Below are 18251 nucleotides of genomic sequence, written 5' to 3' on the forward strand. Positions count from 1 at the left end.
CCACGTAAAGCATGGTGCGTACACACATTTTGCGAATCTGTGTCGTGAAGGGGGGACTGCCCGGCGAGGGGGTAGATGTTTACGTGGTGTCGGAGCGTTCGGGAGTGTTGTCTCGGAGGTGTACGCCATGCAGGACGCCGCGCCGCGGCTCAAAGGCCTTGTCGAACAGTTGCTGGGAGCCCCTCTCCCCTTGCGCGTGCGCGCCTGGGACGGTTCGGAAGCCGGTCCGCCCGCGGCGCCGGCGCTCGTCGTCCGCAACCGGCGGGCCGTGCGCCGACTGTTGTGGAAGCCGGGCGAGTTGGGACTGGCCCGCGCCTGGGTCTCCGGCGACCTGGGCATCGAGGGAGACCTGTACACCGCCCTGGACCTGCTGTCCGGGCTCGTCTGGGAGCGCGGCGAGGACGCGCGCGGGCTCGGGGCGGCGCTGCGTGATCCCGAGGTGCGCGCCGCGGTCCGCGGGCTGGTGGGGATGGCGGGACTGCCGCTGCCGCCCGCCCCGCCCCCCGAGGAGGTGCGCAGGCGCCGCCACCTGCACACCAGGCGCACCGACCGGAGCGCGATCAGCCACCACTACGACGTCGGCAACGACTTCTACGAGCTCGTCCTCGGCCCGTCCATGGTCTACTCGTGCGCCTACTGGCGGGAGGACGGCACCCTGGAGGAGGCGCAGCGCGACAAGCTCGAACTCGTCGCCCGGAAGCTGGCCCTGAAGCCCGGTCAGCGACTCCTGGACGTCGGCTGCGGCTGGGGCTCGATGGCCGTGCACGCCGCCCGGGACCACGGCGTGAGGGTGGTCGGGGTGACGCTGTCGCAGGAACAGGCCGCGTACGCCCGTAAACGGGTCGCGGAGGAGGGCCTGACGGACCGGGTCGAGATCAGGGTGCAGGACTACCGGGACGTCACCGACGGGCCCTACGACGCGATCTCCTCCATCGGGATGGCCGAACACGTCGGCGCCGAGCGCTACCTGGAGTACGCCGAGGTGCTCGGCCGCCTCCTCGCCCCCGGAGGGCGGCTGCTCAACCACCAGATCGGCCGGCGCCCGCAGCGCGACGAGTCGTCGTACACCGTGGACGCGTTCATCGACGCCTATGTGTTCCCCGACGGCGAACTCGCCCCCGTCGGGACGACCGTGGCGCTGCTGGAGCGGGCCGGGTTCGAGGTGCGTGACGTCGAGGCCCTGCGCGAGCACTACGCGCTCACCCTGCGCCGCTGGGTCGCCAATCTGGAGGCGGGCTGGTCCCGTGCCGTCCGGCTCACTGGTGTCGGCCGGGCGCGCGTCTGGCGGCTGTACATGGCGGCGAGCGCGGTCGCCTTCGAGCGCAACCAGATCGGCGTCAACCAGGTGCTGGCGGTGAAGACCCCGGGCGCGTCCGGCGCGTCCGGGATGCCGCTGCGGGCGAGAACCTGGAACTGAGGCGTCCGGAGCGCGGGCGCGCACGCGGAGGGGGTCCCGTTCCGGACGGAACGGGACCCCCTCGGTCGTCTTCCGGGTTCACCTGGCTTTCCGGGCCCGCCTGGCTCACCTGGCTTCCTGGGCCCGCCTGGCTCACCTGGCTTCCCGGGCCGCCGCCGCGGCCCGGGCGCCGTGCCCGGTCACTCGGACTTGATCGCCCCCAGCATGTTCAGCCGGGCCGCCCGGCGGGCCGGCCAGAGCGCCGCCAGGACGCCGACGGTGGCCGCGAGCAGGAGGAAGAGCGCCATCCGGCCCCAGGGCAGGAGCAGTTCGTACGTCGACATCCTGCTGCCCAGCAACTCGCCGGCCGCCCAGCCGAAGAACACGCCGAGACCGATGCCGAGGACGCCGCCGAAGAGCGAGATGACCAGGGACTCCAGACGGACCATCCGCTTGACCCCCTTGCGGTCCAGGCCGATCGCGCGGAGCATCCCGATCTCCTGCGAGCGCTCGAAGACCGACATCGCGAGGGTGTTGATGACCCCGAGGACGGCGACGATCACCGCCATCGCCAGGAGGCCGTAGAGCATGTTCAGCATCAGCGTGAACATCTGGGCGATGCCCTCGGAGATGTCGTGCTTGTCCTGGACCTTGACGGCGGGGTTGTCGCCGATGGCCTTCTCCAGACTGTCCTTGGCCGCGGCCGAGGCGCCGCCCGCCGTCTTCACCATGACCTGCATGTCGGATACGTCCCGCTGGTGCGGGGAGAGGGTGGTGTCGTCCAGGATGATGCCCTGGATCATCTCGTTGGCCTCGTAGACCCCGGCGACGGACAGTCGCTGCTTCGCGCCGTCCTCGTAGGCGACCTGGAAGCGCGAACCGGCCTTCCAGCCGTGGGACTTCGCCGTGTCCGAGTCGACCACGACCCGGGTGCCGCCGACCTGGAAGGCGCCGTCGGTGACGTCGAGGTCGGTGAGCTTGCCGATGGCCGGGCCGTTGACGCCGGTCAGGTACTCCGTCTGCCGGTCGATGCGGGAGGGCGCGTTGCGCAGCGGACTGGTGTCGGTGACCCCGTCGACCGCGGCGAGCTTCTTCTCGACGTCCGGGGACAGCGAGTTGCCGTTCGCCATCGAGACGACGTAGTCCGCCTTGATCGCCGAACTGGCCATCTTGTCGATCGACTTCTGCAGGCTGCCCGCCATCACCGTCATGCCGGTGATCAGCGTGAGACCGATCATCAGCGCCGAGGCGGTGGCGGCGGTGCGGCGCGGATTGCGCACCGAGTTCTGCCGGGCCAGCTTGCCGGAGATCCCGAAGACCCGCAGGACCGGAGCCGCCGCGGCGATCAGCGGCCGGGACAGCAGGGGGGTGAGGACGAAGACGCCGAGGATGAGGAGCACGGCGCCCAGACCCATCGGGGCCTGGCCGTCCGAGCCGTCCATCGTCGTCGCGTACAGGACCACGGCGACACCCGCGGCCGCGAGCAGGGCGCCGATCGTGTTCCGCAGGACCAGGGACTTCGTCGTCGCCTTCGCGTGGAGGCTGCTCATCGCGGCCACCGGGGGGATCTTCGCGGCGCGCCGGCCGGGCAGCCACGCGGCCAGCATGGTGACGAGGACGCCGACGAGCAGCGCCGTGGCGACGGTGCCGGGCGAGACGACCAGCGGGCCGTCCGGCACCGTGGCGCCGAGCGTGCCCATCAGGGAGCGCATCGCGGCACCGATGCCGATGCCCGCGGCGAGCCCGCCGACGGCCGCCACCGCGCCGACCACGAACGCCTCGATCAGCACCGAGCGGGTGACCTGGCGGCGGGAGGCGCCGACGGCGCGCAGCAGCGCCAGTTCCTTGGTGCGCTGGGCGACCAGCATGGTGAAGGTGTTGGCGATGATGAACGTGCCGACGAACAGGGCGATGCCGGCGAAGACGAGCAGGCCCGTCTTCATGCCGCTCATCGCGGCGGAGATCTGCTCGGCCTGGTCGTCGGCGAGCTGCCGGCCGGTGACGGTGGAGGCGGTGTCCTTCGGCACGACGGCGTCGAGCGCCTCGCGCAGCGCGCTCTGGCTGGTGCCGGGCGCGGCCTTCACGTCGATCTCGTCGTAGGCGCCGGTCGAGTGGAACAGCCGCTGCGCGGTCGCCGTGTCGAACAGGGCGAGGCTGCCGCCCGCGGCCACGTTGCCGTCGTCGGTGCTGAAGATGCCGGCGACGACGGGTTCGAGGACGGGGCCGTCGACGGACAGGCGTACGGTGTCGCCGACCTTGTAGCCGGTCCGCCGCGCGGTCTCGGTGTCGATCGCGATCTCGCCGGTGCCGTGCGGGGCGTGCCCGGCCGTCAGGGGGTAGCGGGGGTCCTTGTCGCCCCAGAAGTTGCCGCCCTGCGACTGGAAGCCGCCGCCGATGAGCTTGCCGTCCTTGTCGGCGATGGCGGTGAAGCCGTTCACGACACCGATCGCGGAGGCGGCTCCGGGCACCCGGGCGGCCTTGTCGAGCAGGGGCCGCGTCAGCTTGTGCGTCCTGCCGACGGTGTCGCCCGAGTCGGCCGCGCTCTCCGGGCGGATCGCGACGTCGACCTGGTCGAAGCCCTTGGCGGAGCTCTTCTGGTAGGCGTCCGAGATGGTGTTGGTGAAGACCAGGGTCCCCGAGACGAAGGCGACGCCGAGGAGGACGGCGAGCACGGTCATCAGGAGTCTGGCCTTGTGCGCGAACACGTTGCGCAAGGCGGTACGGAACATGGGTCTTCTCAGTCCAGGTGTACGAGGAGAGGAGTGGGGGCGCGTCGGGAGGGTTCGGCCCGCGTCAGCTCGTGCGGTTCTCGCCGTCGAGTGCGGGGGTCCGGGGGTTTCCCCCGGGAAGGTTCCGCATGAGGTCGAGGACCGAGTCGGCGGTCGGCTCGTGCACCTCGTCGACGATCCGTCCGTCCGCGAGGAAGACGACCCGGTCCGCGTAGGCGGCGGCCACCGGGTCGTGCGTCACCATCACCACGGTCTGGCCGAGCTCGCGCACGGAGTTGCGCAGGAAGCCGAGGACCTCCGCGCCCGAGCGCGAGTCGAGGTTCCCGGTCGGCTCGTCGCCGAAGATGATCTCGGGGCGGGAGGCGAGGGCGCGGGCGACGGCGACGCGCTGCTGCTGGCCGCCGGAGAGCTGGGAGGGGCGGTGGCTCAGCCGGTCCGCGAGGCCGATCATCTTGATGACGCGGTCCAGCCACTCCTTGTCGGGCTTGCGGCCCGCGATGTCCATGGGGAGCGTGATGTTCTCCAGGGCGCTCAGGGTCGGCAGCAGGTTGAACGCCTGGAAGATGAAGCCGATCTTGTCCCGGCGCAGCTTGGTGAGCTGCTTGTCCTTCAGGGAGCCGAGTTCGGTGTCGCCGATGCGCACCGAGCCGGAGGAGAAGGTGTCGAGCCCGGCCACGCAGTGCATCAGCGTGGACTTGCCCGACCCCGAGGGGCCCATGATCGCGGTGAACTCGGCCTGCCGGAAGTCGACGCTGACCCGGTCGAGCGCGACCACCTGGGTCTCGCCCTGCCCGTAGACCTTCGACAGTTCCGTGGCGCGGGCTGCGACCGCGGTGCTTGTGCCGGCGAGGGGAGTGGTGGTCACGGGAGGGTGCTCCTGTCGGGACGAGGACGTTTCTGAGGACGTGTTCCATCGTCCGTGCCGATCCGCGGCCTGTAGTCACCCGCTGTTCCGGTTCCGGGGGCAGTCTCGGGTCGGACCGCGAGCGGGCGTGTCATACCTGGGGATGACGGAACGCCCTGAGAGCCGTCCGGGTCGCCGCCGGGGAGCGCGCGGCGGGCGGCCGCACTCCCGGGAGCCGGCCCGGGAGCCGGCCCGGGGCTCGGCGTGATCGCGTTCGGACGGTGAAATTCCGTCAATCCCCGTACGCGGGCCGCGCGGGTCCGGGAGGCTGTTGGCAAGTGCTGACGGCCTGTGCGGCGTACTGATGCACCCTCAGACGTCAATAAAATAAGACAACATCGGTCCGCACGCCCGCTGTTCGGGGGATGCGCCCCGATAGGCTCGGAACCTCGATGCGGAGCCCATGGTCTGCCCGGATGGTGGAATGCAGACACGGCGAGCTTAAACCTCGCTGCCCCTCGCGGGCGTACCGGTTCAAGTCCGGTTCCGGGCACTTCCCGCCCCTGTGAAGCAGGACGCGGGCCACGGTCGGACCTCTCCGGGAGTGGCCCGCAGGCTGCGTTCCTCCGCTCGTTCCTCCCCCTCCGGCCGCGGCGCGGGCCGCCGCCGCGGAGAGCGGTGTCACGGCTTCGTACCAGTGCGGGCATACCAGGGGGCACACGCGTACGGTGGCACAACGAGGGAAAGATCCTACTCAAGCACTAGGGTCATTCCTTTGCCTACCCATTACCCTTGAGCCAAGGCCACGCAGTGTGGCCATGGAGGAGTGAGATGAGGAGCAGCAACCCGGTCTTCTCGCGACGGGGGTTCAGCCGCGACAACGGCTACGCGGGCTTCAACGCGGCGCCGCAGGCCGGGGGACCCGCTGTCGGCACGCAGGGGAACCCGTACGCCCAGCAGGGCGGCAACCCCTACGCGCAGAACCCGTACGCGCAGAACCCCTACGCACAGCAGGGCCTCCAGCAGGGTGCTCCGCCGCAGGCCCCGGTCACCACCGGCCGTATGACGATGGACGACGTCGTCGTGCGCTCGGCGATGACGCTCGGCACGGTCGTCGTCGGCGCCATCCTGGCCTGGGCGCTGCTGCCGGTCTCCAGCACGAGCTACGGCCTGGCCATCGGCTCCGGCCTGGTCGCCTTCGTCCTCGCGATGGTGCAGTCCTTCAAGCGCGCCGCCTCGCCCGCGCTGATCATCGGGTACGCCGCCTTCGAGGGCGTCTTCCTCGGTGTCATCAGCGAGATGTACAACTCGCAGTGGCACGGCGCGCCCTTCCAGGCCGTGCTCGGCACCATGGCGGTCGCCGGCGCCACCCTCCTCGTCTACAAGGCGGGCTGGATCCGCGTCACCGCCCGGTACGCGCGCATCGGCATCACCATCGCCATCGCCTTCGTCGCCGTCATGGCGGTGAACCTCCTGCTGGTCGCCTTCGGGGTCGCCCCCGACGGCGGACTGCGCAGCAGCGGCCCGCTGGGCATCGCCGTCGGCATCCTGGCGATCCTGATCGGCGCGTTCTTCCTGACCCTCGACTTCAAGCAGATCGAGGACGGCATCACCTACGGTGCGCCGAAGGAAGAGGCATGGCTGGCCGCGTTCGGCCTGACCATGACCCTCGTGTGGATCTACGTCGAGATGCTGCGACTGGTCGCCATCTTCAGCGGCAGGGACTAGTCACGACGACGGCCGGACAGGCCGTCAGGTGAGACGAAGGGCCCGCGAACCACCAGTTCGCGGGCCCTTCGGCATGGGTGCCGGTGTCAGCGCGTGCGATGTGAGGCACGTGCGTGTCGTCGGTTGGCGGTCGTCTCGGTGGTGCGCGCTCACAGCAGTTTGCGCGCGGCCCTCCTCAGGTCGTACTCGTGGATGATCGCTTTCGCGTGGCCGTACGCGAGGTCGTGTTCGGCGCGGAGCCAGCTCACCTTCTCCTCGAAGCGGAAGAGGGAGGGACCTTCGTCGACGGTGCGCAGCCAGTCGGAGATCTCACGACCGGTGCAATGGGGGATGCGGGCGAGCAGGTTGCGATGGGTCTCCTCGGAGAAGACTTGGGACATCGGCGCCTCCGAACGCAAAGGGGATGTAAGCCGGTCCTTCACGCCACCGTGCCTGAGGGTTGGGTTGTTGGCAACAGTCCCGCCGCTGCGCGTAGTCTCGCGGCGTGCTGGATACGACGCCGTTGACCCGAGCCGTGGACCACTTCGCCGACCGGTTGCGGGCCGCCCCGCAGAGCCGCCTGCAACGCGGTGCCGCGGCCGAGGCACTGGGGCTGGCCAGGGAGTTCGCCCTGCGCGCCCAGCGGGTCGAGGACCCGTCGGGGGAGCCCCGGGAGATGCCCGACGCCGGGATGTTCGCCGCCGCCGACCAAATCACGGTCGCCGCGCACGACTTGGCCCTCGTACTGAAGAACGAGGAGGAACTGGCCGAAGCGGTCACGCTCGTGGCCGAGGCACAGAAACGCGCCGGGGTCTGACCTGGTCGGTCGACTCCGGCGCGCGGGCGGTCCCGCGGTCCGCCCGGGGGCGGCCGCTACAGCGACGCTATGACGCGGTCCGCCAGGATGTAGACGCTCTCCTCGCCGAAGGAGAAGGTCAGCGCGTACGCGCCCGAGACGCCGGAGCCGCCGAGCAGGACCGGGGCCTCGCCCGCCGTCAGCGCGGCGGCGAGCCGCTGCGCGGTCTCGCGGTGGCCGGGGGTCATGCACAGGGTCGTGCCGTCGGCGAAGACGTAGACGTCGAGAGTGCCGAGCGGGCCGGGGCGGACGTCCGCCAGTTCCGTACGGGACTCGGCGAGCTCCTCCAGGCGGGCCACCGTGCGTTCGTGGTCGCCGACCACCGGTGACTGCACCGGGACGAAGTCCGGGTGCGAGGGGTGGCGGCGGCGGGCCGCGGCGAGCTCGGGGGAGTCGGCGGCGGTGCCGCTCGGCTGGAGGTCCTCCAGCTCCGTGCCCGTCTCGGCCACCGGCTCCAGGTGGTCCAGACCCACGAAGTCGGAGTGGCGCGGCAGGAACAGCTCGGTGTCCGGCAGTCCGAGCAGCGACGGCGCGTCGGAGGCGTCACGCGCCTCCTGGGCGGCCCAGAAGGCCCGCGCCTCGGCGAGCTCCCGCTCGCGCTCCTCGGCCAGCGCGTCGGCCACGGCCGTGCGTATCTCGTCCGCGTCGGCGGACCCTCGCGCCGCGGGCACAAGGGCCCTCGCCGCGACGGCGCGGCTCGCGACGAGTTCGCTGTGCAGGGCTGCGACCTGCCGACGCACACCCCACAGGGTGCGCAGAACGGCGACGCCCACGGCCGCGCTTGCGGCGGTGGCGAGCAGCAGAGCAATCGGCATGGCGCTCACTGACGTACTCCCGGTTCAAAGTCGGCCCCCGACTTCCTACATCAGCTTGAAGGGCGAACCATCAAACTGTCAGTGCGTAACGTCACGAATAGGACAGGACTTTGGGCCTCAGGTTTAGCTGCGCAGTGCACTTGACCTGCGGAAATACCCTTCCAGAGGGACATAGGTCACATCTTGGATGGGATTGGATCACAAATCGGCCCAGAGGCCCGGTGGTTCCGGGCTTCTGGGCCGATTCGTTCACGCTGGGTTCAATTCCCGTCACAGGAACGGGTCGTCGCGGTCAGCTCAGACGCTCGATGACCATCGCCATGCCCTGGCCGCCGCCGACGCACATCGTCTCCAGGCCGAACTGCTTGTCGTGGAACTGGAGGCCGTTGATGAGCGTGCCGGTGATGCGGGCGCCGGTCATGCCGAAGGGGTGGCCGACGGCGATGGCGCCGCCGTTCACGTTCAGCTTCTCCAGCGGGATGTTCAGGTCGCGGGCGCTCGGGATCACCTGGGCGGCGAAGGCCTCGTTGATCTCGAACAGGTCGATGTCGTCGACGGTGAGACCGGCACGGCTGAGCGCCTGCTTGCTGGCCTCCACCGGGCCGAGGCCCATGATCTCGGGGGACAGGCCGGTGACGCCGGTCGAGACGATGCGGGCGAGCGGGGTCAGGCCGAGCTCGCGGGCCTTCGTGTCGGACATGATCACCAGGGCGGCGGCGCCGTCGTTCAGCGGGCAGCAGTTGCCGGCGGTGACCAGGCCGTCGGGGCGGAAGACAGGCTTGAGGCCCTGGACGGCCTCCAGCGTCACACCCGCGCGCGGACCGTCGTCCTTGCTGACGACCGTTCCGTCCGGGGTCGTGATCGGGGTGATCTCGCGCTCCCAGAAGCCGTTCTTGATGGCTTCCTCGGCGAGGTTCTGCGAGCGCACGCCGAACTCGTCCATGTCCTGGCGGGTGACGCCCTTGAGGCGGGCCAGGTTCTCGGCGGTCTGGCCCATCGCGATGTACGCGTCCGGGATCAGGCCGTCCTCGCGCGGGTCGTGCCAGGTCGAACCCTCCGACTGCGCGACCTCGACCGTACGGGCCTCGGCGTCGGCGAAGAGGGGGTTGTGGGTGTCGGGCATGCCGTCGGAGGTGCCCTTGACGGACCGCGACACCATCTCGACGCCCGCCGAGATGAAGACGTCGCCCTCGCCCGCCTTGATGGCGTGCAGGGCCATGCGGGAGGTCTGCAGGGACGAGGAACAGTAGCGGGTGATGGTGCAGCCCGGGAGGTGGTCCATGCCCATCTGCACGGCCACGATGCGGCCGAGGTTGTGGCCCTGCTCGCCGCCGGGGAGGCCGCAGCCGAGCATCAGGTCGTCGATGAGCTTCGGGTCGAGCTCGGGGACCTTGGCGAGGGCGGCCTGGATGATCGTGGCGGTCAGGTCGTCGGGGCGCACGTCCTTCAGAGAGCCCTTGAAGGCGCGGCCGATCGGGGAGCGGGCGGCTGAGACGATCACGGCTTCGGGCATCACGGCTCCATTGGCGTACGGGAAGTGTGCAGGGCTGCTTGGGAAGTTACCCGTACGTACCGTCGGGGTCACCGGTGTGGGGGTGTGACACCGGCCGCACTTTTCTAAGCGCTTGCTTTTTGCTGGCGGGGGCGCCTTGGGGGTGGTCCGCTGCACGGGGCTCGCTCTGAGAAGGTGACCCCCCGTTCCGGTGACCGCCCCGGGGCTCCGCCCCGGACCCCGCTCCTCAATCGCCGGAGGGGCTGAAAATTCGTGCCGCACCTTTCGGACACAGGCCAGGGCGACGGCCCCAGGGGCGCGGGGAACTGCGCGGCCGGCCCCCGCGCACCCGCAGCCGACTACGGTCGCGCCCGGCCCGGACCGGGTCCGAATTTCGGTGCCGGCCGGGGTCGAGAAGGTCAGGGGCGCGGGGAACTGCGCGGCTAGCCCCCACGCGCCCGCAGCCGGGGATGGCGCTGGAGTGCCCGGACGGACCCCGCCGGGTCAGTTGGACGGGGTCGGGGTCGGGTCTGTTGCCGGGAGGCGTTGGCGGCGGCGGCGTTTCAGGAGGGCCCAGGGGCCACGGGGCCCGGTGGGCATCGCGGCAGCGACCTCGGTGCCGGGCTCGGACGCGGCCTCCGCGGCGGCACGGGCGACCGGCAGGAACCCCTCGTGACGCGAGACGTCGGGCCGCTCCTCGTCCGCCGGCCACAGGCCGAGCGCCGCGCAGACGGTCGGCAGCAGCGCCATGGCGGCCGTCGCGTACCCCTCGGCCGAGGGGTGGTAGTGGTCCGGCCCGAACAGCTCACGCGGGTTCGCCTCGAACTCGGGGCCCAGCAGGTCGCCCAGCGACACCGTACGGCCGCCCTGCTCGACCGTCCCGATCGTCTGGGCGGCGGCGAGCTGACGGGACGCGCGCCGCGCCAGCCACCGCAGCGGCTGCTGGACCTGCTCCACCGTGCCCAGGTCGGGACACGTGCCGACGACCACCTCCGCACCGGCCGTGCGCAGCCGCCGTACCGCCGCGGACAGATGACGCACGGAGCGTGTCGGCGGCATCCGGTGCGTCACGTCGTTCGCGCCGATCATGATCACGCAGATGTCGGGCAGCCGCGAGGTGTCCGCGAGGGCGAGCGCGACCTGGCGGTCCAGGTCGTCCGACTGGGCACCGGGCAGCGCCACGTTGCACAGCTCCACCGGCCGCTCGGCCACCGCCGCGAGCCCCGAGGACAGCAGCGCGCCCGGTGTCTGGCGGGCCCTGCGCACACCCTGGCCGGCGGCCGTCGAGTCGCCGAGCATCGTCAGCCGTAGCGGGGGTTCGTCAGGGGAGGCACCGGCGTAGTCGTACCCGTACAGACCGTCGGCGCGCGGGGCGTAGGGAGCGTGTCCGTTGTTCACGTGCCGCTTCACGAACTGCACCTCGGCCAGCACCAGACCGACGGCCGCCGCACCCACCAGCCCGATGCCGCCCCCGCCGTACGCCGCGCCCGCGGCGATCCGCCGTGCCACCCTCGCCCTCGACATGCTCGACATCCGTCGCCACCACCTCCTGTAGCCGTACAACCACTGCTTGCCCCGAAGTGCGGGTGGGCCAATCTCAACTGCGGGTGAACGGCTGCGCAGGGCCGTAGGCTGACGGGACCATTCCTTTAAGAAACGCAGCTCCGGAGACAACGGTGCAATTCCACGACTCGATGATCAGTCTCGTCGGCAACACCCCGCTGGTGAGACTCAACAACGTGACCGCGGGGATCCAGGCGACCGTCCTGGCGAAGGTCGAGTACTTCAACCCCGGCGGATCCGTGAAGGACCGCATCGCCCTGCGCATGATCGAGGCCGCGGAGGAGAGCGGCGCGCTCAAGCCCGGCGGCACGATCGTCGAGCCGACCAGTGGCAACACCGGTGTCGGGCTCGCCATCGTGGCGCAGCAGAAGGGGTACAAGTGCATCTTCGTGTGCCCCGACAAGGTCTCCACCGACAAGATCAACGTGCTGCGCGCGTACGGGGCCGAGGTCGTGGTCTGCCCCACCGCCGTGGACCCGGAGCACCCGGACTCGTACTACAACGTCTCCGACCGGCTCGTGCGGGAGACCCCGGGCGCCTGGAAGCCGGACCAGTACTCCAACCCGAACAACCCCCTGTCGCACTATCACTCGACCGGCCCCGAGCTGTGGGAGCAGACCGAGGGGAAGATCACCCACTTCGTGGCGGGCGTGGGCACCGGCGGCACGATCTCCGGCACCGGCCGGTATCTGAAGGACGCCAGTGACGGCAAGGTGCAGGTCGTCGGCGCCGACCCCGAGGGGTCCGTGTACTCCGGCGGCTCCGGCCGGCCCTACCTGGTCGAGGGCGTCGGTGAGGACTTCTGGCCGACCGCGTACGACCGTACGGTCGCGGACGAGATCGTCGCGGTGTCCGACAAGGACTCCTTCCAGATGACGCGCCGCCTGGCCAAGGAGGAGGGCCTGCTCGTCGGCGGCTCCTGCGGCATGGCCGTCGTCGCCGCGCTGCGCGTCGCCGAGCGCCTCGGCCCCGACGACGTCGTCGTCGTGCTGCTCCCCGACAGCGGCCGCGGCTACCTCAGCAAGATCTTCAACGACGAGTGGATGGCCGACTACGGCTTCCTGGAGGACACCGGCCCGAGCGCCCGTGTCGCCGACGTCCTGAACGACAAGGCGGGCGCCTCGATCCCCTCGCTGGTGCACATGCACCCCGAGGAGACCGTCGGCGAGGCCATCGAGGTGCTGCGCGAGTACGGCGTCTCGCAGATGCCGATCGTCAAGCCGGGCGCCGGTCACCCGGACGTGATGGCCGCCGAGGTCATCGGGTCGGTCGTGGAGCGCGAGCTCCTGGACGCGCTGTTCACCAAGCGGGCCTCCCTGGAGGACCCGCTGGAGAAGCACATGTCCTCGCCGCTGCCCCAGGTCGGTTCCGGCGAGCCGGTCGGCGACCTGATGTCCGTGCTCGGCGGGGCCGACGCGGCGATCGTGCTCGTCGAGGGCAAGCCCACCGGTGTCGTCAGCCGGCAGGACCTGCTGTCCTTCCTGGCCAAGGGCGGCGCCAAGGCCTGACCCCCTCCGGGGTGGGCCTGAGCAGGAATTTCGCTCGAAGTGTCGGATCCGTGTGGATCTTCCGGCTCCGGCCGGGGTGAACTTCGCGGAAGTGGTACGAGCGCGACACGTCCGCGCAGCACCCGCTTAACACGGGTCCGGCACATTAGTGGGTGTCGGCAGGGCGGGAGCGGCTCCCCGCCCCGGCCGACGCCGAACGGCGCCAAGGACCTCCGGAGCGGCTCCCGGACCTCCATGGACGCCTAGGACGCGCAAGCCCGGTCCTGACCCGGCCCGCGTCCCTCGCGGGGACCGCCGTCGTCCCGCCCCCCTTCACCGGGGGTGCGGCGGTCCCCGCGCATAACGTCGAAGGGCCCGGCGCTCGTCCCGAGCGCCGGGCCCTTTCGTATGCCGTTCCGGCCCTACTCCTCCCAGTCCGACTCCTGCCGGGACGCGCGGCGGCCGAAGAAGCCGGGGGACAGGCGGGCCGCCTGGACCACGTTCACTCCGACGATGCCGCCCCAGGCGACGAGCAGACCGGGCAGATGCGCGTTCGCCACGCCGATCGCGGACAGCGGGATCGCGAGGACGAGCGAGACGATGCCGAAGCCGAAGCGCTCGCCCCAGGAGTCGGCGGACTGGGGCGAACGCGACCCGCGCGCCACCACCATCTGCTGTTCGGCGAGCCGGCGCCGCACCCGGCGGTCGACGGCGCCGTCGAGGCGCTGCTCGACCTTCTCCAGGAACGAGTCGACCAGCGCGGACTCGTACTCCTCGCCGAGTTCCCTGCGCGCGTGCAGGGTGGCGTCGAGTTCCTTCTTCAGCTCCGCGTCGTCATGGCGGGCGTTCATACCGGTCATGTCCAACACGTTAGGCAGCCGGGGCGCGTCCGGCACTGGGGATAGCCCCCCTCTTGCCGCGGGGCCGAGCCCCCGGGAGACGCCCCTTGCCGGGCTGCATATCGTCATGCAGAGTTCTCGGTACCTGAATAGAAGGGTGTGCGCGTGGTGTCGTCTCGGATCGTGGACCCGTCGTGTGCGGTGACGCCTCCGGCGGCCGTCGCACTCGTGGTCCTGGACGGCCGCGGCACCGGAGTCGACGACGTCGTACGGCTCGCCGACGGGGCCGCGCGCCCGGTCCCCGGCACGGACGCCATGAAGCGCGTCGAGGAGTCCTGGTCCGCCGCCCGGCGCATCGCCGCCACCGGCCGCGTCTACGGCCGCTCCACCGGCGTCGGCGCCAACCGGAACGAGGACGTCCCGACCGAGGCCGCCGCCGGCCACGGACTGCGCCTGCTGCGCAGCCACGCCGGCGCCATAGGAGCGGAACTGCCCGCCCGGCAGGTCCGGGCCATGCTCGCCGTCCGCGCGAACCAGCTCCTCGCGGGTGGCGCGGGCCTGCGGCCCACCGTCGTGACGGCGCTGTGCGAGGCGCTGGAGAGCGGCGCGTACCCGGCCGTCAACGAGTTCGGCTCGGTCGGCACCGGGGACATTGCGGCCCTGGCCCAGATGGGCCTCGCCCTCGCGGGGGAGCACCCGTGGAGAGGCCCGGACGGCTCCCCGGCCCGGGCCGGCGGAGGCCTCGCCCCCGAGGCGCAGCCGCTCGACAACAACGACGCCCTCGCGCTCATCAGCAGCAACGCCCTCACCCTCGGACAGTCCGCCCTCGCGCTGCACGAACTGCGCGGGCTGATCGGGGCCACCCAGGTCGTCGCGGCGCTGTCCCTGCTGGCGGTCGACGGGTCCCACGAGGCCTACGCCGAGCCCGTGCACGCGGCCCGCCCGCACCGGGGCTCCGTCGCGGTGGCACGCCGGATGCGGGAGCTGATCGGCGCCGCCGACCGGCCCACGCCACCGCTCGGACGCCTCCAGGACCCGTACGGCTTCCGTTGCCTGCCCCAGATCCACGGCCCGGCGCACGACGCGGCCGACGCGCTGGAGGCGGTCCTCGCGGTGGAGATCAACGCCGCCGCGGAGAACCCCCTCATCTCCCCCGAGGACATGGCCGCCTACCACCACGGCGGTTTCTACCAGGCCCAACTCGCGCTCGCCCTCGACCACTTCAGGCTCGCCGTCACCCAGGTGGCGCGTCTGTCCACCTCCCGGCTCTCCACCCTCAACGAACCCGCCTACACCCGGCTGCGCCCCTTCCTCGCCGACGCCGAGCCCGCGGCCTCGGGCGTGATGATCCTGGAGTACGCCGCCGGTGCCGCTCTCGGTGACCTGCGGGCCTTCTCCGCGCCCGCCTCGCTCGGCCACGCTGTACTCTCCCGGGGCGTCGAGGAACAGGCGAGCTTCGCCTCACTCGCCGCACGCCAGACGCTGCGTGCGTGTGGTGCGTACCGTCTCGTCGTCGGCTGTGAACTGGTCGCCGCGGTACGGGCGCTGCGTCAGCGCGACCTGCGGCCCGACCCGGAGCTGCCGGCCGGGCGGGCACTGGAGCTGGCCGAGGCGGTGCTCGACGCGGAGCAGACCGACCGGCCGCTCACGGACGACGTGACGGCGGCCGCCGCGCTGCTCGACCGGTTCACGGACATCTGGAGGGGGAGCACGTCATGAGCACGCTCGGCGACAGGGCCGCAGGCGGCGACAGGGACGGGGACGACGACGTGATGGGGAGCGGCGGGACGATGCAGGACGGTACGGCGACGGGGGTCGGCGGGGCGACGGACGCCGACGGGTCCACGGGTGCCGGCGCGTCCACGCGGCCCGGCGAGTCCACGGACGCGGGCGAGGCGACGGGCCCGGGCGAGGCGACCAGGGGCGGCGGGGCGGCGGGCGTCGGCGGGGCGAGGGGTGTCCGCGAGGTGGTCGGCGGTGGCGGCCTGGAAGGTGACGGTCCGGAAGGTGACACGGGCGTGAGCGACAGCCCCGCCGGACGGCTCCAGTCCCTCTTCGAGGGGCGCCGGCTCACCCCGACCCAGCGGCGCATCGCCCACAGCATGGTGCGCAGCGCCGCCGACGTGCCCTTCCTGTCCAGCGTCGAACTCGCCGAACTCGCCGGAGTCAGCCAGCCCTCCGTCACCCGCTTCGCGGTCGCGCTCGGCTTCGACGGCTACCCGGCGCTGCGCCGCCACCTGCGCGAGGTCGCGCCCGCCGAACCGGCCGCCGACACCGCCTCGTACAACGAGTACCAGCAGGCCGTCGAGGCCGAGATCGAGAACCTGCGTCACCTCGCCGCCGTCCTCGCCGACCCGCGGCCGGTCGCACGGGCGGGGCGGCTGCTCGCCGCGTCCCGTCCGCTGCCCGTCCTCGGGCTGCGCGCCGCCGCCTCCCAGGCCTACGGCTTCGCCTACTTCGCCGCCAAGGTGCACCCCGACGTCCGGCTGCTGCACGAGGGCGGCACGATGCTCCAGGACCGCGTCGACGCGGCCGTCCGGGCCGGCGCCACGGCCTTGCTGTGCTTCGCGCTGCCCCGCCACCCGCGCGAGGTCCTCGACGCCCTCGCCTACGCGAAGGAGGCCGGGCTGATCGTCGTCACGGTCGCCGACTCGGCGTTCGCGCCCGTGGCGAAGGTGTCCGACCTGCTGCTCCCCGCCGCCGTCGGCACCGGCCTCGCCTTCGACACGGCGTGCGCGCCGATGCTGCTGGGCCGCGTCCTGCTGGAGGCCATGTGCGACGACCTGCCGGACGCCCAGGCGCGACTGGAGCAGTTCGACGCACGGGCCGCCGTACGGGGCCTGTTCGTGGAGTAGGCAGGGTCCCTCCCGGCCCTCCGGGCGCCGATTCGGGCGTTTCTCAGACGCGTCTCACCTTCCGTGGCTAACCTGCGCGGCCGAAGGCATACGGGCGTGGCGGCGGTCGGCGGCGCGCCCGAGGACGTGCAGGCGCAGGGACGGGAGGCGGATCGTGGCGCGCGGAGGACAGGGACTGGCCCGAGTGGCCGTCGTGGTGCGGGCGGGAGCGGCACCGCTGTGGTGGAGCGGGGTGCTGGCCGCCGGGATCGGCGTACTGCTCCCGGGGCTGACCGGGCGCAGGATCGGCGTCATGGCGGGCGCCGCGCTGTTTCTCGTCACGGCCGCCGTCGTGGCGCGTCGGGGCACCAAGCGGTACGACGCCCTGGTCCGCTCGGCCGCCCGTGCCGGCAAGCACGACGTGCTCCAGGACCGTGCCGTGACCGTGCGCAACTGGCGCCGGGGCCACCGCTGGTGGCTGCTGCTCGGCTTCGTCGCGGCGCTCGGCAGTTCGTTCGCCGTGCCCGCCGCGGGCGGCATGCTCCTCGCCGGGGCGGGTGTCGGGCTGTGGCTGAAGGCCGCTCGGCTCGGACGGGTCGAGCAGGCCGAACAGGCGCTGATCTGGGTGCGCGTCGACTGGCTCGGCCCGCGCGCCGGAGCCCCCGTGGGCAAGCCGGTCCGCGCGGTCCGGGCCACCGGAGTGGCGGCGGGTGACGCCGCGCCCGGTGGGGCGCGGCGTCACTGACCCGAACGGAACCGGACCCGCTGCGCGGAACTAGATCTCCAGATCTGCCTCGATCCGCTTCAACTGGTGCCGGGCCATCGCCAGGTTGGCGCGCTTCTGGTCGAGCACCAGGTACAGGAAGAGGCCGTTTCCGCCGCGCCCCTTCATCAGCCGGATCAGGTGGTACTGGTCGGACAGCGTGATCAGGATGTCCTCGATGTCGCCCTTCAGGCCCAGGTGTTCCATGGTGCGCAGTTTGGCGCGGACGACGTCGGTGTTGCCGGCGGCCGCGACCGTGAGGTCGAAGCTCTTGCTGCCGCCGATGGTGCCCAGGGCCATACCGCTCGTGTAGTCGACGAGGGCGGCTCCGGTCGCGCCTTCGATGGACGCCAGAGCCTCTTTGAGGGCGGTCTCGGTGTTCGTCATGATGTGGTGCTCCTTCAGCTCTCTGTTGTTCTCGGGTGGTTGGTGGCAGGAGTGGATGTGGACCGCGGGGTGGTGCCGCGGGGGGTGCGCGTGCGCAGCGGGGCCTTGGCGGAGGGCTTGGCGGCCGGCTTGGCCGGTTCGGCGGCCGGCTCCCCGCGAGCCGTGGCGGCGTCGACGAGTTCGCCGATCCGGGAGCCGGAGCGCCGCCCCTCCAGGTGCAGCCGGCCGACGTTGACCCGGTCCTGGGCGAGCAGGGTCAGCACGGCGGAGCCGCCCGCCGCGTACGTGGCGACGTAGCCGTGCACGCCGCGCACCAGCAGCTCGCGCAGGTCGCCGTGACCGGTGGACTCGGCCATCCGTATGGCGACCCCCAGGGCGGCCGCGGTGAGCGCGGCCAGGCCGTCCGGCTCCACACCGGGCGTGTCGTGGGCGAGGACGAGACCGTCGGCGCTGGCCGCGAGCGCTCCGGTCAGCTGGGGCACCCGGGCCCTCAGCCGATGGAGTTCGTCCAGGACTTCGGCCTCCGCCGCCATCAGCAG

16 protein-coding genes and 1 tRNA gene are annotated in these 18251 nt (G+C 71.8%); 8 read left to right on the forward strand and 9 right to left on the reverse strand.

Features of this window, described 5'->3' with window-relative positions:
• Positions 1-127: 127 nt before the first annotated feature.
• A complete protein-coding gene (locus ACFRIC_RS29605; RefSeq protein ID WP_382791863.1) occupies positions 128-1417 on the forward strand; it encodes a class I SAM-dependent methyltransferase in 1290 nt (429 codons plus the stop codon).
• Positions 1418-1596: 179 nt separating this feature from the next.
• Here the strand turns inward: ACFRIC_RS29605 and ACFRIC_RS29610 are convergent, their stop codons facing one another.
• Complete coding sequence (locus tag ACFRIC_RS29610; RefSeq protein WP_382791866.1) at positions 1597-4125, reverse strand: ABC transporter permease; 2529 nt, start codon at positions 4123-4125, stop codon at positions 1597-1599.
• A 64-nt stretch (positions 4126-4189) separates the two neighbouring features.
• A complete protein-coding gene (locus tag ACFRIC_RS29615; protein ID WP_382791869.1) occupies positions 4190-4990 on the reverse strand; it encodes an ABC transporter ATP-binding protein in 801 nt (266 codons plus the stop codon).
• Positions 4991-5439: 449 nt separating this feature from the next.
• Here ACFRIC_RS29615 and ACFRIC_RS29620 point away from each other — a divergent pair.
• Together ACFRIC_RS29620 and ACFRIC_RS29625 are read left to right on the forward strand one after the other, a co-directional pair.
• Positions 5440-5522 (forward strand) — tRNA-Leu (locus ACFRIC_RS29620).
• Positions 5523-5800: 278 nt separating this feature from the next.
• Positions 5801-6697, forward strand: a complete 897-nt coding sequence (locus tag ACFRIC_RS29625; protein WP_382791872.1) for a Bax inhibitor-1/YccA family protein — start codon at positions 5801-5803, stop codon at positions 6695-6697.
• 149 nt (positions 6698-6846) lie between these two features.
• Here the strand turns inward: ACFRIC_RS29625 and ACFRIC_RS29630 are convergent, their stop codons facing one another.
• Entirely contained in the window at positions 6847-7077 is a 231-nt protein-coding gene (locus ACFRIC_RS29630; protein WP_363106326.1) for a DUF4287 domain-containing protein, read from the reverse strand.
• A gap of 104 nt (positions 7078-7181) precedes the next feature.
• Here ACFRIC_RS29630 and ACFRIC_RS29635 point away from each other — a divergent pair, with 104 nt between their 5' ends.
• The gene (locus ACFRIC_RS29635; RefSeq protein WP_382791875.1) at positions 7182-7493 is read left to right on the forward strand and encodes a hypothetical protein; all 312 of its coding nucleotides are present in this window, start codon (positions 7182-7184) and stop codon (positions 7491-7493) included.
• Positions 7494-7549: 56 nt separating this feature from the next.
• Here ACFRIC_RS29635 and ACFRIC_RS29640 read toward each other — a convergent pair whose 3' ends face one another.
• The 3 genes from ACFRIC_RS29640 to ACFRIC_RS29650 form a co-directional block, all read right to left on the reverse strand.
• Positions 7550-8347, reverse strand: coding sequence for a hypothetical protein (locus ACFRIC_RS29640; protein ID WP_382791878.1), 798 nt, complete (start codon positions 8345-8347; stop codon positions 7550-7552).
• 292 nt (positions 8348-8639) lie between these two features.
• Entirely contained in the window at positions 8640-9860 is a 1221-nt protein-coding gene (locus ACFRIC_RS29645) for an acetyl-CoA C-acetyltransferase (RefSeq protein WP_382791880.1), read from the reverse strand.
• A gap of 483 nt (positions 9861-10343) precedes the next feature.
• Positions 10344-11372 (reverse strand): SGNH/GDSL hydrolase family protein, encoded by a 1029-nt coding sequence (locus ACFRIC_RS29650; RefSeq protein ID WP_382791883.1) that lies wholly within the window; start codon positions 11370-11372, stop codon positions 10344-10346.
• A 143-nt stretch (positions 11373-11515) separates the two neighbouring features.
• On the opposite strand from ACFRIC_RS29650, the gene ACFRIC_RS29655 reads away from it, so the two are divergent.
• Entirely contained in the window at positions 11516-12910 is a 1395-nt protein-coding gene (locus ACFRIC_RS29655; protein ID WP_382791886.1) for a cystathionine beta-synthase, read from the forward strand.
• A 401-nt stretch (positions 12911-13311) separates the two neighbouring features.
• On the opposite strand, the gene ACFRIC_RS29660 is transcribed toward ACFRIC_RS29655, so the two are convergent.
• On the reverse strand, positions 13312-13749 hold the full coding sequence (locus ACFRIC_RS29660) for a hypothetical protein (RefSeq protein WP_382791889.1): 438 nt from the start codon (positions 13747-13749) through the stop codon (positions 13312-13314).
• A gap of 147 nt (positions 13750-13896) precedes the next feature.
• Between ACFRIC_RS29660 and ACFRIC_RS29665 the strand changes: the two genes are divergently transcribed.
• From ACFRIC_RS29665 to ACFRIC_RS29675, 3 genes are all read left to right on the forward strand, one after another.
• On the forward strand, positions 13897-15447 hold the full coding sequence (locus ACFRIC_RS29665) for an aromatic amino acid ammonia-lyase (RefSeq protein WP_382792089.1): 1551 nt from the start codon (positions 13897-13899) through the stop codon (positions 15445-15447).
• A gap of 266 nt (positions 15448-15713) precedes the next feature.
• Positions 15714-16583 carry a MurR/RpiR family transcriptional regulator gene (locus tag ACFRIC_RS29670; RefSeq protein WP_382792092.1) on the forward strand — a complete coding sequence of 290 codons (870 nt, stop codon included), beginning with the start codon at positions 15714-15716 and terminating at the stop codon, positions 16581-16583.
• A 154-nt stretch (positions 16584-16737) separates the two neighbouring features.
• The gene (locus tag ACFRIC_RS29675; protein ID WP_382791892.1) at positions 16738-17307 is read left to right on the forward strand and encodes a hypothetical protein; all 570 of its coding nucleotides are present in this window, start codon (positions 16738-16740) and stop codon (positions 17305-17307) included.
• Positions 17308-17337: 30 nt separating this feature from the next.
• Here the strand turns inward: ACFRIC_RS29675 and ACFRIC_RS29680 are convergent, their stop codons facing one another.
• Both ACFRIC_RS29680 and ACFRIC_RS29685 read right to left on the reverse strand, forming a co-directional pair.
• A complete protein-coding gene (locus tag ACFRIC_RS29680) occupies positions 17338-17712 on the reverse strand; it encodes a hypothetical protein (RefSeq protein WP_355763800.1) in 375 nt (124 codons plus the stop codon).
• 14 nt (positions 17713-17726) lie between these two features.
• Positions 17727-18245 carry a roadblock/LC7 domain-containing protein gene (locus tag ACFRIC_RS29685; RefSeq protein WP_382791896.1) on the reverse strand — a complete coding sequence of 173 codons (519 nt, stop codon included), beginning with the start codon at positions 18243-18245 and terminating at the stop codon, positions 17727-17729.
• Positions 18246-18251 lie beyond the last annotated feature (6 nt).

The sequence above is a fragment of the Streptomyces sp. NPDC056738 genome (assembly GCF_042790435.1).
Taxonomy (GTDB): domain Bacteria; phylum Actinomycetota; class Actinomycetes; order Streptomycetales; family Streptomycetaceae; genus Streptomyces.